Below are 14,756 nucleotides of genomic sequence, written 5' to 3'. Positions count from 1 at the left end.
CGTGCCCGGCGTTCCGCATGCGGCCGGTCGCCGCGCTCCGCATCCGGCCCTGCACTCGGCGTCCGTGGCGGCGGTTCGCGGCGTCCGTGGCGGCGGTTCGCGGCGTCCTGCACTCCGCGTCCGTGATGGTGGGCCAGTCGGCCGGCCCACCGCCTGCCCGGACCCCGCACACGACACGAACCGCGGAGGGCGCGCGAGGCGACTGCGCTCGCACCCGGCCGAGTCGTCCCGGCCCCCGCAGCCCTGATTCCGGCCTCTGCCTGGCCGGATTCCGCTGTGTGACAGCGGGATGAGAGCCGTCTGGGAGCAGCTTCTCGAAGGATGTTCACGTCCCGTTGAGAAGTTCATTCCCAGGAGGACGCCGAGGACGGCTTGTGTCCCGGCGTCAGGTGCCATGTTGACGAAATCCGACTGCCCCCGGAGCCTCGCGGCGCGATTCCAGCAGGGTGACGAGCAAGCGATCATCGAAATGCACCGGCTCTTCGCCGACTCGATGTTCGTCACCGCGTTCAGCCTGGTCGGTGACCGCGATCTGGCCGGCGATGCCGTGCAGCAGGCCTTCATCCAGGCCTGGCGGGCGGCCGGGCGGTTCGACGCGACCCGGGACCTCAAGCCGTGGCTGTACGCCATCACGCGCCGCACGGCGATCGACGTCTACCGCAGCACACGCCGCTCCATGGGCAACGTGCCGCTGGACCTGGTCCAGGAAGCGAGCGTGTCGGTCGAGCCGCAGTCCTTCGAGGTGGCCTGGCACACGTGGCAGGTACGCAAAGGCCTCGGTCAACTCGCCGCGGGGGAACGCGAGGTGCTCCGCCTCACCTACTACGAGGACATGACGCAGAGCGAGATCAGCCGTCACCTGAAGGTGCCCCTGGGGACGGTCAAGAGCCGGTCCGCGCGCGCCCACAGGAAACTCGCAGCGCTGCTGGCACACCTCACCGAGGACCCGGCCGCTGCCGCGGTGCGGTAGCGCAGTCGCACCTACCGCGCCAACCACGCCTCCCCCCGCGATCCGGTTCGCCCGGCTCCCGGATACGCAGAACCGGCCCGAGTCAGGTGGCTCGGGCCGGCAGAAGGGCGTCGGTCGCTACGCGGCGGTTCGGGTGGCCCCCGCGAGGACGGCTTCGAGGGCGGCGGAGTCGCACGTACGGGCTCGGCGTCATCATCGGTGCCCTCGACGCGCTGATGGAGCGCGGGATCTTCGAGCGGCGCCCGGTCAAGCCGCTCGCCCACGTGCTCCTCGGCGCTTTCAACGAGGGCGCCCTGCTCGTCGCCCACGCGAGCGGCCCCGCCGCGGCACGGGCCGAGGTCGCCGACACGCTCGCCTACATGCTCGAGCGGCTCCGCCTGCCGTCCGCGTGAACGCCGGTGCCGCGGCGCCCGGTTGTCCCGGGCGCCGCGGCACCTCTCCCTGCCGAGCCGCCGCCGGCGATCAGCCGGCTACCCGACCGTCCCCGTCAGGCGTCTCCGCGCGGTCCCCGGCCGGGCCGCCGTCGGCCCACTCGCGGATCAGCCCGGCGATGACGTCCCCGTCGCGGACCCAGCGGAAGTGGGGGGAGCCACCGCGGTCGGGGAGCACACAGTGCCGACGGTCCACCCGGGCGGACGGCAGCTTGCCGCACAGCCCGTCCACGGCCGTCGGCGGAGCCAGGTCGTCGCCCTCGAGGGATATGGCCAGAACGGGGATACGGACTCCGGGGAGGAGACTCTCGTAGTCCACCCCGGCCCCCGCCGGACGCCACTTGCCCGTACGAGAGGTACGGGCCCAGTCGCGGACGAGGCGGGCCGACTGGCGCTCGCCGAAGCCGAGTCTGTCTCCCGGCCAGTAGCCCAGCGCGGCGGCGATCAGCGCCATGAGCTGCGGGCCCAGGAGCACCCGGAGCCGTGCGAGCCCGGTGTAGCAGCGGTAGTGGACGGAGCCGGAGGCCACGAGCACCATCCCGTCGACGGAATCGGGCCGGCGCGCCAGGTGCAGCAGCGACAGCTGGCCGCCGAGACTGTGTCCGAGGACGTAGAGCGGCAGTTCATGCCCGAACGTCTCCCGCGCGGTGGCGATCACCCGCGGCCAGTCCTGGGTGGCGATGTCCTCGTATCCGTAGCGATGGCCGCGCCGCGGCACGGGCAGACTGTCGCCCTGGCCCCGGAGGTCCACCGTGACGACGCCGAAGCCGGAGGCGGCGAGCTCGGCGCCGAACGCGTCGTAGTGCGAGGCCTTCACGCCCATGGCCGGCCAGATCACGATCACGGCGGTGGGTGCCGTACGGGGGCAGGTCACCCGTACGGCGAGGTCGAATCCCGGCGTTCGGACGGTGATGAACGCGTCTGTGCCGGGGTGCGGGGTGATCGTCACGTCGTTCCTCTCGACCGTGGTGTCAGGGGTGCGCGTCTTCGGCTCGGGCCGAGCCCGGCCGATCGCGGGTCCGGATACGGCTCGGCCCTTCTTATGCCGTGACGCGCCGGCAGTCCACGCCTCGGCGGAGTGGCGCTCGTCGCAAGGGGGTTGTCCGAGGGCGCGGCACGCACGCCGAGCGCGGCACGCACGCCGAGCGGGCACGCGCGCCGAGCGCGCCCCGCTGCCGGATGATCCGCTGTCCCCGGCAGGGGCGACGGCAGGGGGCAGCGGATCCGGGTCCCGCGGGGCTGCGGGAGACGCCAGCCCCATCAGGCGGAAAAAGCCTTCACAAGGACCGGCAACGTCCGTTCCGTCACCGGCAGTTCTGCGGGGAGGCCGTCGCACACACCTGTACGGGCCGGACGGCGGAAACGGTTCCCGAGGGCTCTCCCGGCTGCCGCTCCTTCCCCGGAGGCGCGCGCCCCTGCCCGCCGCGGTCTCAGCCCTCCGCTTCGGCGTAGCGCCGGACAGCGGCCAGTGTGGCCCGCATTCCGTCCGTGTTGATGCGCACCCTGCCCTCCGGGGAGGTACCGGTGAAGATCACACCGAGTGCGTGGGCGAAGCGGGCCGAGCGGCCGGTGCGGATGTCGGTCCACGACTCCGTCAGACGCGTTCCCTCTCCTTCTGCGGAGACGCGGTAGCCCCACTCCGCGACCGGGACCCCGAAGGCGTCGACACTGAAAGCGAAGCTCCGGCCCGCTGTCCACTCCGTGATCCGGCAGCGGGTGAACCAGACATAGAAGCGCTTTCTGTTGAAGCCCAGGAAGACCGACCCCACGCGTGACGGCGACCCGAAGGGGAATACCCCCACGCACTCCGGGCTCCAGCGCTTCATGTTCCGTACATCGGAGACGAGTCGGAAGACGCGCTCCGGATCGGCACGCACATACGTGCTCTCCTCAAGATGCATGGCTCGTTCCATGACCGGCCTCCGGGTCGGGGTCGAGAGGCGGTTGGGAACCGCCCGGGGCCGTCGGCATCGGTGCGTGGCCCCGCGAGGGAGGGGGATACGTCTCCTCTACGCCCATACGGCAGGGGACCCGGCTTCGGTTCTCGTCCGGTCCGGGGGTGCGTACGGAAGGTCGGCGCAGCGTACAGGCGGTGCGACTCGATCCGCACCACCGGTACCGGAGTCGCGCTCCGTGGTCCGGGCTCGGCTCCGTACCGCGGGAACGGCTCCGCGGCGTCGCTCAACTCCGTACCGCGGGGCCCGGCTCGCGGCATCGCTCAACTCCGTACCGCGGGGCCCGGCTCCCCGGCATCGCTCAACTCCGTACCGCCGGCTCCCGGCCCGTTCTCGGCCGTGCGGGCCAGCACATGAGTGGACTCCATGGCGAGATCGAAGACCGCCGTGAGGTCCGCACCCCGCCACTGCGACCGAACGGCCTCGGCGCCCGGCGCGCCCAGCCGCCGCCGGGACCCCGCAACCGCCCCTTCGATCGCGGCGAGTTCGGATCCGGAGACCCGTGGAGCGGCAGTGGAGGAGGTCATCGCCGCATGGATGGCGACCGCCCGCTCGTCCTCCCCGCGGCCCGACAGCAGCGGGACGAGGTTGCGGATGGTGACCCACAGCTGGGTCCGGTTCCCGTGGTCGTGCCAGTGCCGCAGGGTGTCGCCGTAGAAGACGAAGCTCTCGGCGGTCGGGGCGTGACGGGCCTGGAGGGTGGCGAAGCTGGTCTTCGCGACGCCGGCGACGAACGTTGCCCCGATCCTGGAGGCGATGTCGTAGCTCCTGCGCAGTTCGGCCAGGGCCCGGTCCGGCTCGTGGGGCATCACCGCCTCACCGGTGAAGTACGCAGCGTAGGCCGCCACCAGGGCCGACGGGCTCCGGTCCCGGCACTGCCGGCAGCATTCGATCCACTCCTCGGCGGCGACCCGGTCCCCGGCATAGCTGAGGCAGATGGCCGCGATTCCGGCCACCTCCACCTCGTTCACGGTGTCCCCTCCCCCGCCGGCACGCACCGCGGGCCACATCTTTTCGCAGATATCCACCGATTTGGCCGGGCGCTCTGTGAAGAGCAGGCAGTGCGCGAGGATCGTCAGGCCGGGCAGGGCGGCGCGCTCGGAACCGGCGGCGCGGATGGCCTCGTGGGCGCGCTGCTCGGCGAGTTCCAGCTGCCCCCGGCCCAAGGCGGCGAGGGCGGCGGAACCGTACACATGCGGGTGCAACGGGGGTTCGTCGGGGCCGGTCCCCACCAGCGCCTTCTCGGCCCAGCCGAGGATCTCGTAGTCGGCACGGATGAAGCCGTACCGCATGAGGACGGACGAGAGTTCGAGAGCCAGCGGCCGGTCGTGGCGCGAGGCCCAGTGCTGGGTGGCGCGGAGGTCGCTGGCACCGGCGCTGAGCAGGGCGATCCCCTGCCTTTCGTCACGGCCCTCGGAGATCGTCCCGGCGGCCCGTTCGGCCCAGTTCACCGTGTTCCTCGCGTGCGCGCGGCGGAAGCGGCCGAGTTCCCCGGCCGCTTCGCAGCGCTCCTCGGCGAAACCGGCCACGGTCGCGAGGAGCCGGTGCCTGCGCCCGCCCTCGAGCGGGTGCGGCCGCCGCACCACCAGCGACTTGGCCACCAGGGATGCGAGGGTCGGCGCCACCCGGTCATGCGGCAGTTCGGTGTCCGTGCACACCTCCTCCGCCCATCCCACCGAGAACCACCCGGGGAAGACGGCGAGCCGGCGCAGCAGGGCCTTCTCCTCGCCGGTGAGCAGGTCGTAGGACCACATCAGCAGCTCGCGAAGATCCTGGTGGCGCGGATGGGCGGTACGGCTGGCTCCGGTCATACCGAGCGGGTTGACCCCGTGGACAACGGCTTCGAGCCCGAGCGAAGCGGCTGTCGCGGCGGCCAGTTCGAGGGCGAGCGGCAGGCCGTCCATGCGCCGGCCGAGGAGATGGGCGAGGTCCCAGGTCGCCGGGTCGCCCAGATCGATGTCGAATCCCGCCGCTGACATACGGTCGACCAGCAGGCGCACGGCCTCCGAACCGCCCTCGTCGGACGAGAGGGAGAGGGGCGGGATCGCGATGACCTGCTCACCGTCGACGGCCAGGCGCTCGCGGCTCGTCGCCAGGAACCGGACCCCGGGGCAGGAGTGGGCGATCCGCGTGATCGTCTCCGCTACGCCGTCCACGACATGCTCGCAGTTGTCGAGGATGAGGGTGAGGTCGCGCCGGCGCAGGACGATCGCCAGGGCCTCGAGCGCGGTGCCGGTGGGCGGATCCGGGACGCCCATGGCGTCCAGGCAGGCGTGCGGGACGAGTTCGGGGTCGCGGACCGAGGACAGCTCCACCCACCTGAGCGGGCCGTCGTCCGCGAGTCGCGGTGCCGTCTCCATGGCGAGGCGGGTCTTCCCGACACCGCCGGGTCCGACGAGGGTGACCACGCGCCGGCGGGAGAGGACGCCCACGACGCGCCGGATCTCCTCCTGCCGGCCGACGAAGCTGCTGAGCGAGGTCGGGACGGACGGCACGGGGTGGGGCGAGGGGTGCGGGTGCGGCGAGGGGTGCGGGTGCGGCGAGGTCCGCCGCGCACCGGATGGGGCTTGCGAACGGAGCGGGGAGTGCGTGGGGGGCGGAGCCGTAGCGCGGTGCGCCGCGCCCCTCGGGGTCGGAGGGCGCGTCGGGGGCTCCGGGACCGGCGCGATGTCGCCCCGCAGCAACTGCACGTACAGGTCGCGCACCCCGGCCGACGGCTCCGTCCCGTACTCCTCCGCGAGCTGCCGGCGCAGGTACTGGTAGGCGGCCAGCGCGTCGTTGACCTGATCGGCGAGGGCCAGCGCGCGCATGCGCAGGGCGTACGCGCTCTCGCGCAGCGGATGGGCTGCGATGACCGATTCGGCCTCCTCCCTGGCCAGGCCGTAGGCGCCGATGCCCAGCAGCAGGTCGATCCGTTCCTCGGCGGCCGTGACCCGCATCTGCTCCAGCATGATCGCCTGCGGACGGGCGAAGGTCTCCGCGAACTCGGCGAACGCCGGTCCCCGCCACAGCGCCCGGGCCTCCGCGAAACTGCCCAGCGCCGCCCGTACGTCGGTGGCCCGGACCCGTCGCGCTTCGGCGACCAGCCGCTCGAACATGAGGGAGTCGACGTCGTCGCCGCCGACGCGCAGGGCGTAGCCCGCGCTCGATGTGGCCAGGAAGCGGCGCAGGGGACCGAGGGTCTTGCGGAGGCGGGATATGTGGTTCTGCAGGGCGGAATGCGGATGATCCGGGATGACCTCCTCATCCCAGGCGCAGGCGATGAGGACGTCGGGCGTGACGGTCTGCCCGGGGCTCAGCAGAAGGCGCGCGAGGATCGCCCGCTGCCGACGGCTCTGCACGGGCAACGGCCGCCCGTCATGCTGGACTTCCAGGGGGCCCAGGACTCCGAAATGCGCCTTCATTCCGCCTCGTATACACCATGCGGGGCGCGCCCTCCCGGGCAATTTCCCAGGTGGTCCCGGGGGCGGGGACCGGCGCGTACGCGGCGACCCTAGTGGCACCGCACGCCCCGGTCACGCCCGAACGAACCGTCGGGCGGTCCACGGAGCGGTCCGCGCGCCGCCGCGCCGCGGATCGCGCGCCCCCGGCTGCCCACGTCCGCCCGGCGAACGCTGCGCGCGGGGCGGCCCGGTCGGGACACGGCACCGGTGCGGCGCCGAGGCGCAGGACCCGTCCTGCGCACACCCGCCCGGCGGACGCTGCGGGCGGGGCGACGCGCGGCGGCCCAGTGGGGGCGACGCGCGGGGCGGCCCCGTAGGAACCGCCCGGTCGCGGCGGCGACACCCGTGCAGCGGACGCAGGACCCGTCCCGAGGCGGGGCTCTTCCTGAGCAGGCGTCAGGGCCCGGACATCGCGGGCGCCTCGAACAGGCGCGGAAACATCCATCTACGCACCCCGCGCCTTCACGGGGCAACCCCGTTCGGCATGTTCCACGGAAAATTGCCCGAACTGCTTTGCGGAGTCAGCACGTTCGGTAACGTGCCAGTCACCCGCTGCCCCGTCGGCGGGCCACACCGCACGTCCCGGGGAGGGGAGTCCTTGTCGTGCCCGGAATCGAGGAATGCCTGCTCAAGGCCATGGCGCTGCCCGGGGCACGCGGCGCCGCCGTGGCCGACTGCACGAGCGGGCTCGCGCTGGGCACGATCGGGGATTCCCCCAACGACGACCACGAGGCCAGCGTCGCCGAGACGGCCGAACTCGCCCGCGTGGCCGCCGATCAGCCCACCTTCGCCCCGGCTGAGGACGGCGACGCGGCCCACGGCAGGAGCAACCCAGTCGAGGACGTCATCGTCACCACCCGCTCCGGCTACCACTTGCTGCGCTTCGTCGAGACGACCTTCGACTCCAGCGTGTTCATCCATGTGTGGCTCGACCGCGAGGAAGGCAATCTCGCTCTCGCCCGCATCGGTCTCGCCGGGCTGGCCGAACGGCTGGTGCTCGGGTGAGCGGTGTCGTCTTCCCCACGCTCGCCCGTCTCGCCTCCGAGCGCGCCACCGGCGCCCTCCTGCGCGAGACCGGCACGCTCTATCTCGTCGACGGCGAGATCGTGCACGCGGAGAGCCCCGTGGCTCCGGGCATCGACGTCCTCCTCACGACGGGCGGCCGGCTACCGGTGGCAGGCTGGCAGGCCGCCGTCGATCGTGCCGGCGCCCGCGGCCAGGTCGGCCGCTATCTCGTCGAGAGCGGTCAAGTCTCAAGCGGCGAGCTGGAGATATGCCATCGGGGCGCGCTCTTCGACGCCGCGTTCTTCACCCTGTCGGGCGGCGCGGGTCCCACCCGCTTCCGGAGCGGCGCCGCACATTGGCTCGGCCCTGTCATACCCGTACCGGTCGATACCGTCGCCCGGGAGACCCGGCGCCGCCGGGATCTGCTGGAGAGCCTGTGGCCCAGGCCGGAGGTCGACACCGCGCCGGTCGTACGGCGTCAGGCCGCGCGCGCCCCGGTCCTCGTCCCCCGCCAGCGCGCCCTGCTGCGACTGGCGGACGGAGTCCGCACCCCCGCCGAGATCGCCCGGCTCCTCGGCCGGCCGGCCTTCCACACCCTCATCGACGTACGGCGACTGGCTGCCGCCGGGCACATCGAGACTCCCAGCAGGCCGGCCGCGCCCGCACGACCTCCCGTTCCCGCCTGGGTGCCGGAGATCTCCGGCGACCCCGACACCGCCCTGCTGCGCCGGATCCGTGATGCTCTGGAGGCTCGTCTGTGAACCCCCCGTCCGTCCATCAGGCCCCGGCCGCACCCTCATGAGGCGTGTGATGAAACAACGCGCCGAGAGAAGACAGATGATGTCCTCGAGCCCCGAAGTCCTCGACGAGCTCAAGGGTTTGCTCGCCCGTGTCCCCCATCTCACCGGTGCTCTCGCGGCCAGCGTCGACGGCCTCGTCCTGGCGGAGAGCACCGGCGAGGAGGCGGAGGCGGAAGGCACCGCCGCCCTCACCGCTGCCGCACTCGGAGTCGCCCTGCGGCTCACCGACGCCACCGGCCGCGGCGACTTCCGCGAGCTGGTGATCCGGGGCGAGCAGGGCTATGTCGCCACGTACGCCGCCGGAACCGGGGCGGTCCTCACCGTGCTGGCCGGGCCACGCGCCAATGTGGGCCGGCTCCATCTGGAGGCCCGCCGGTCCAGCGCCCGCATCGGCGATGTCGTCGCCGGCGCACTCGAGCGTCGGGAGGCCGACTGACCCGTACCGAGCCCACCGAATCCGACGCGAAAGCAAGCCCCTCCGCGACGGCGGACGCGTATGCAAGCCCCTCCGCGACGGCGTGGGCCGGGCTCGACATGCCCGGCGCCGCGCGGACCATCCACCCACTGGAAGGAAGCACCACGACCATGGCCAATATCGAATCGGCCCTCAAGGAAGCGATGACCACCATCGAGGGCACCATCGGCGTCGCGCTCGTCGACTACGGCAGCGGCATGGCGCTCGGCACCGTCGGCGGCGGCAAGGAACTCGATCTGACGGTGGCCGCCGCGGGCAACACCGATGTGGTGCGTGCCAAGGTGCGCGCCATGGAACTCCTCAACATAAAGGACTCCATCGAGGACATCCTCATCACCCTCGGCGGCCAGTACCACCTCATCCGGCTGCTCAAGGGCCGCGGCGGGGCCGGCCTGTTCCTCTATCTGGCTCTCGACAAGACGCGGGCCAACCTGGCCATGGCACGCCACCAGTTGAAGGCGATCGAATCGACCCTGGAGGTCTGAGGCGAGAGGTGCGCCCGCGGGGAACCGACCGTTCCCCGCACCGGGCGCCGCGGCCCCGGGGGAGCCCGGCCTCGCAAGCGGGGCCGACCGCGCGTCGGTTCCGGTGCGCCGCGGCGGCCCCGGGGAGCCGGTGCGGGCAGGGGGGTTGTGTGCGTGGGGCGATCGGGTGATCGACCGCATACGAACCCCGGTCCGCGTCAATCCTCGCTGCGGACCTCGCCGGTGGCGCGTGCCCGACCTCCCGGGATCCGCCCGCGCGAAGGCGTGCGGGGTCTTCTGCCACGCCACGGGCCGTTGTTCACTGGGCGTTTCGGTGCGCGGCATCCGGCGCCGGTAGCAACGGGACGCCGTCACCGACAACCGGGGCGGCCAAGCGGCACGTCGCGCGAGACCGATTCGCACAAGGACCGTTCGCGCGAGAAACGGGAGGCACGGCATGGAGCAGGAGTCGGGGAGCGGCATCGGACGGCGGTCCGTACTGCGGGGCGGTGCGCTGGTATCGGCGGGGCTCGTTCTTCCGTCGGCCGGGGCGGCGGTCCCCGCGGTGCTGTCCGCATCCGGTCCGGCCGCCGCACAGACGCTGTCGGGACGCCCGGAGGCCCGGTGGGGCGTGCAGGCAGGCGACGTGACCACCTCGTCGGCGCTGGTGTGGGTGCGGTCGGACCGTCCGGCACGCATGATCGTCGAGACCTCGGCCACGGAGTCGTTCCGCAACACGCGGGGGACGCACGGGCCGCTGATCAGCCCCGGCACGGACTTCACGGGCACGACCGCGCTGAGCGGCCTGCCGCCCGGCGAGCAGGTGCACTACCGCGTGGTGCTCGCCGACCCGGACGACCCGCGACGCACCGGCGAGCCGGTCCACGGCACGTTCCGTACGGCTCCGGTGCGGCGGCGCCAGGGGGTGCGGTTCGTGTGGTCGGGCGACCTCGCCGGGCAGGGCTGGGGCATCAATCCCGAGCGCGGGGGCTACCGCATCTTCGAGGAGATGCGGCGCGGCGACCCCGACTTCTTCCTCTTCAGCGGGGACACGATCTACGCCGACGGCCCGCTGACCGGAAGCGTGACGCTGCCGGACGGGCGCGTGTGGCGGAACGTCACCACGGAGGAGAAGGCGAAGGTCGCCGAGACTCTTGCCGAATTCCGCGGCAACTTCCGCTACAACCTGCTGGACGAGAACCTCAGGTGTTTCAACGCCCAGGTGCCGGCGATCGTGCAGTGGGACGACCACGAGGTCCTCAACAACTGGTACCCCGGGGAGTTCCTGGACGACGCCCGCTACACGGAGAAGTCCGTGGACGTCCTGGCGGCGCGTGCGAAGCGGGCGTTCTCCGAGTACTTCCCGGTGCCGACGCTGCGGCCCGGCCACACCGAGGGCCGGGTGCACCGGGTGGTGCGGCACGGTCCCCTGCTGGACGTCTTCGTGCTGGACATGCGGACGTACCGGAACCGGAACTCCCCCAACCGGCAGCCGGAGGACGCCCAGGGCATCCTCGGACGCGAGCAGCTCGAATGGCTGAAGCGGGAGCTGCGGCGGTCGCGGGCGATGTGGAAGGTGATCGCCTCCGACATGCCGCTCGGGCTCGTGGTGCCCGACGGCGCGACGGACTTCGAGGCCGTGGCGAACGCGGACCCGGGCGCTGCCCTGGGCCGTGAACTGCAGATCGTGGAACTGCTACGGCACATCAAGCACCACCGGATCACCGGCACGGTGTGGCTGACGACCGATGTCCACCACACATCGGCTCAGCACTACGACCCCGCGCGTGCGGCGTTCGGTGACTTCGAGCCGTTCTGGGAGTTCGTGTCGGGGCCGCTCAACGCGGGTGCGTTCCCTGCGGCCGCGCTGGACTCCACGTTCGGTCCCGAGCGGGTCTTCATGAAGGCCCCGGCGCGGGCGAATGTCTCCCCCGCCGAGGGCTACCAGTTCTACGGGGAGGTGGACATCGACGGGGAGAGCGGCGAGTTGACGGTGCGGCTGCGCGAGGAGGGCGGCACGGTGCTGTTCACCACGGTGCTCCAGCCCGGCCGCGTGGGGCAGTGACGAGGGGGGCGGCTCCCGTCGTCAACGGCCTCTGAGCGCGGACTTCGAGCCGCCGACGAAGGGACCGTGCGGGACGGCGGCCGGACCCTCCGACAGGGGCCGGACCGCAGTGCCGTGCTGCCCTGCGGATGGCCGAAACAGGCCTGTGGGCTGGGCTGTTGGGGCGTATGTCCGGCGTCGGGGGGCACCGGGGATGCGGCTGATTTTCCCGTCTTGCGAGGGTCACGGCCGTACGGAATCGTCCCGGCTGCCGAGCCGGGCTCGCGGCTCCGCCCCACCGAGGCGGCCGCGGCGGACCGGCCGCGCGCATGTCTGCGCGCAGCTCGGACAGCTCCACCGGGAGACCCCCGGGCGAGGCGACGGCCCGAGCCTCTCGCCAAATGGCCAAAAACAGACGGAAAGTGATCATAGCCACCCTTAATCCATCGGTCACAGTGCGTTTGTGATCACGCAACACCTGTCAGGGAGGGTGAATCCCATGACTCGGATGACATCGTCGAAGCATGCCCGCCGCCCGCATCACTGGCGGCAGGATCTCGTTGAACTCGCGGCCCTCTTCACGGCCGTGGCGGTCGCCGACGCGGCCGCCAACACCATCGCCCACGGCCCGGAGGGGCCGGTGCTGCTCGGAACCTCGGCCGCCGTCATGATCGCCACGGCCGGCTTCCACACATGGTGGGCACGGCGCCACAGGCACGACTCACCGCCGGGCCCCACGCCCGGCACCAGCCATACCGGCCACGGCGCCGGCCCCGCTCCGGCACCGGCGCCCTCCGCCGCCCCCGACCCGGACCCGAACGGGACGACGCTGTGGCGCCTCCGCACCACCGTACGGGACTTGCCCGGCAGCCTCGCCGTACTATGCACGACGCTGGCACGCAGCAGGGTCGACATCCTGACCCTGCAGACCCACCCGCTCTCCGACGGCACGGTCGACGAGTTCCTCCTGCGGGCCCCCGACGGCCTGACGGCCGCCGACCTGACGCGCACCATCGACGCCGCGGGCGGCCGGGGCACATGGGTCGAGCGCGCGGACGCCCACGATCTGGTCGACGCGCCGACCCGGGTCCTGAACCTCGCCACCCGGACCGCCCTCGACGCAGCGGAACTCCCGCTCGCTCTGCGGCAGTTGCTCGGCCGCTGCACGATCCACTCGCTCCCCGCGACGTCGCTCGGGGGGCGGTCCCTGGGCGAGAGGGTGCCCGATGAGGGCGTACTGGAGGACACGGTGATACGACTGCCCGACCCCTCCGGCGGGGTCATCACGGTCGAGCGCCCGTATCTGCCTTTCACGCCCACGGAGTTCGCGCGCGCCCGCGCCCTGGTGGAGCTGGACGCCCAGCTCGGTCCGCGGGTGCCGGGCAGCAGGGACGTGTTCACCCTCCCCGAGGGCAATGAGATCACCGTACGGCGGGCGGACACCGACGACCTGGACGCCGCCCTCGCGATGCACGGACGCTGCTCCACGAGAACGCTCGGCCTCCGCTACCACGGTCCGGTCCACGACGCCGACCGCTACCTCGGCCACCTGCTCAGCCCCCGTTTCGGCCGCACCCTCGCTGTCCAGACCCCCTCCGGCCGGCTCGTCGCCCTCGGGCACTTGCTGTGGGACGGCAACGAGACCGAGGTGGCGCTGCTCGTCGAGGACGACTGGCAGCGCCGCGGAATCGGCGGCGAACTGCTGCGCCGCCTGGTCGCCATGGCCGTGGAGACGGGCTGCGACAGCGTGTACGCCGTCACCCAGGCGTCGAACACCGGGATGGCCGCCGCCATGCGCGGCCTCGGCCTGCCGCTGGACTACCAGGTCGAGGAGGGAACCCTGGTCATCACCACCCGACTGGCTCCGACGCCCGTCGTGACCCCCGAGCCCCATGGCCCGCGGGAACCGGAGCGGGAGGAGCAGGAGTCGTACGGGCCTGCGTAACCCCTTCCTGCACCGTGCCGTCCGCCGCGGCTTCGGCGCCCTTCCCGGTCTCACGGAGAGCGGGCGGGGCGCCGAGCGCGCGGTCGAGATCGCGCCACAGGTCCTCGACGTCCTCGAGCCCCACCGACATCCGCAGCAGCCGCTCGCTCACCCCGGCCGAGCGGCGGTCGCCCTCGTCCACGATGCGGTGGCTGATGGAGGCGGGGTGCTGGATGAGGGTGTCGACACTGCCGAGGCTGACCGCGGGCGTGATCAGCCGCACGCCGGCGATCACCTCGTGCGGGTCACCGTTCACCTCGAAAGCCACCATCGCACCGCCCAGCTTCGGGTAGTGGACACGGGCGATCCGCGGGTCCCCGGCCAGCCGCTCCGCGAGCCGCGCGGCGGTCTCCGACTGGGCCCGTACGCGGACGGGCAGCGTGGACAGCCCGCGGAGCAGCATGTAGCCGGCGAGCGGGTGCAGGACGCCACCGGTGGCGAACCGTACCTGCCGGAGCCCGCGGGCGAAGGCCTCATCGCAGGCGACCACTCCGGCGAGTACGTCGCCGTGTCCGCCCAGGTACTTCGTCGCGCTGTGCAGCACGATCCGCGCCCCCTGTTCCGCGGGGCGCTGGAGTACGGGAGTGGCAAAGGTGTTGTCGGCCAGCAGCGGTACGTCGCCGCACCTGTCGGCGACGGCCCGCAGGTCGAGCTCGGCGAGCGTCGGATTGGCCGGCGACTCCACCATGACAAGCCCGGTGTCGGGGCGGATCGCTTCGGCCACGCCGTCCGGGTCCACCCATGTGACCTCGGTGCCGAGCAGTCCGGCGGTGAGCAGATGGTCGCTGCAGCCGTAGAGCGGGCGGACGGCGACCACATGGCGCAGTCCCATGGCCGACCGCACGAGCAGGCAGGCCGTCAGGGCAGCCATGCCGCTGGCGAAGGCCACCGCGCTCTCCGTGCCCTCGAGGCGGGCGAGCGCGGTCTCGAAGCGCGCTGTCGTCGGGTTGTCGAGGCGGGCGTAGACGGGCGGCCCTTCGAGCTGGGCGCCGGTCGCGGCGAACGCGTCGACGCGCGCGGCCTCCTCCCTGCTGTCGCGCGAGGGGTAGGTCGTGGACAGATCCAGGGGCGGGGCGTGCAGGCCGAGGTCGGCGAGGTCTTCGCGTCCGGCGTGCACGGCCTCGGTGGCGAGCGAGCGAGTGGGCTCCGTGGCTGTCGTGTCCATAGGTCGATGCTGAACACTCG

General features: G+C 72.5%; 12 protein-coding genes. 8 read left to right on the top strand and 4 right to left on the bottom strand.

The genetic code is table 11. The annotated features are described in order from the left end of the window. The first annotated feature begins 394 nt into the window (after window positions 1–394). Window positions 395–970 carry a sigma-70 family RNA polymerase sigma factor gene (locus AB0M26_RS14300; RefSeq protein ID WP_365259744.1) on the top strand — a complete coding sequence of 192 codons (576 nt, stop codon included), beginning with the start codon at window positions 395–397 and terminating at the stop codon, window positions 968–970. Window positions 971–1,056: 86 nt separating this feature from the next. Beyond that, the gene (locus AB0M26_RS14295; RefSeq protein WP_365259741.1) at window positions 1,057–1,362 is read left to right on the top strand and encodes a hypothetical protein; all 306 of its coding nucleotides are present in this window, start codon (window positions 1,057–1,059) and stop codon (window positions 1,360–1,362) included. A gap of 70 nt (window positions 1,363–1,432) precedes the next feature. On the opposite strand, the gene AB0M26_RS14290 is transcribed toward AB0M26_RS14295, so the two are convergent. From AB0M26_RS14290 to AB0M26_RS14280, 3 genes are all read right to left on the bottom strand, one after another. Continuing rightward, window positions 1,433–2,350 (bottom strand): alpha/beta fold hydrolase, encoded by a 918-nt coding sequence (locus tag AB0M26_RS14290; RefSeq protein WP_365259738.1) that lies wholly within the window; start codon window positions 2,348–2,350, stop codon window positions 1,433–1,435. 481 nt (window positions 2,351–2,831) lie between these two features. Then, complete coding sequence (locus tag AB0M26_RS14285; RefSeq protein ID WP_365259735.1) at window positions 2,832–3,314, bottom strand: SRPBCC family protein; 483 nt, start codon at window positions 3,312–3,314, stop codon at window positions 2,832–2,834. A 305-nt stretch (window positions 3,315–3,619) separates the two neighbouring features. Continuing rightward, the gene (locus AB0M26_RS14280; RefSeq protein ID WP_365259732.1) at window positions 3,620–6,760 is read right to left on the bottom strand and encodes a BTAD domain-containing putative transcriptional regulator; all 3,141 of its coding nucleotides are present in this window, start codon (window positions 6,758–6,760) and stop codon (window positions 3,620–3,622) included. 642 nt (window positions 6,761–7,402) lie between these two features. On the opposite strand from AB0M26_RS14280, the gene AB0M26_RS14275 reads away from it, so the two are divergent. From AB0M26_RS14275 to AB0M26_RS14250, 6 genes are all read left to right on the top strand, one after another. After that, window positions 7,403–7,804, top strand: coding sequence for a hypothetical protein (locus AB0M26_RS14275; RefSeq protein WP_365259729.1), 402 nt, complete (start codon window positions 7,403–7,405; stop codon window positions 7,802–7,804). Continuing rightward, window positions 7,801–8,565 carry a DUF4388 domain-containing protein gene (locus AB0M26_RS14270; protein WP_365259726.1) on the top strand — a complete coding sequence of 255 codons (765 nt, stop codon included), beginning with the start codon at window positions 7,801–7,803 and terminating at the stop codon, window positions 8,563–8,565. Before AB0M26_RS14275 ends, AB0M26_RS14270 begins: the two co-directional genes overlap by 4 nt. A gap of 79 nt (window positions 8,566–8,644) precedes the next feature. Then, complete coding sequence (locus AB0M26_RS14265; protein ID WP_365259829.1) at window positions 8,645–9,040, top strand: roadblock/LC7 domain-containing protein; 396 nt, start codon at window positions 8,645–8,647, stop codon at window positions 9,038–9,040. Between the two features lie 149 nt (window positions 9,041–9,189). Then, window positions 9,190–9,564 carry a hypothetical protein gene (locus AB0M26_RS14260; RefSeq protein WP_365259723.1) on the top strand — a complete coding sequence of 125 codons (375 nt, stop codon included), beginning with the start codon at window positions 9,190–9,192 and terminating at the stop codon, window positions 9,562–9,564. A gap of 436 nt (window positions 9,565–10,000) precedes the next feature. Beyond that, entirely contained in the window at window positions 10,001–11,608 is a 1,608-nt protein-coding gene (locus AB0M26_RS14255; RefSeq protein ID WP_365259720.1) for an alkaline phosphatase D family protein, read from the top strand. Between the two features lie 487 nt (window positions 11,609–12,095). Beyond that, entirely contained in the window at window positions 12,096–13,532 is a 1,437-nt protein-coding gene (locus AB0M26_RS14250; protein WP_365259826.1) for a GNAT family N-acetyltransferase, read from the top strand. Here AB0M26_RS14250 and AB0M26_RS14245 read toward each other — a convergent pair. Continuing rightward, entirely contained in the window at window positions 13,435–14,736 is a 1,302-nt protein-coding gene (locus AB0M26_RS14245) for a PLP-dependent transferase (RefSeq protein ID WP_365259717.1), read from the bottom strand. The genes AB0M26_RS14250 and AB0M26_RS14245 overlap by 98 nt on opposite strands. Window positions 14,737–14,756 lie beyond the last annotated feature (20 nt).

Source organism: Streptomyces sp. NPDC051776 (assembly GCF_040681345.1).
Taxonomy (GTDB): Bacteria; Actinomycetota; Actinomycetes; order Streptomycetales; family Streptomycetaceae; genus Streptomyces.
This window is presented reverse-complemented; position numbering and strand designations above follow the sequence as displayed.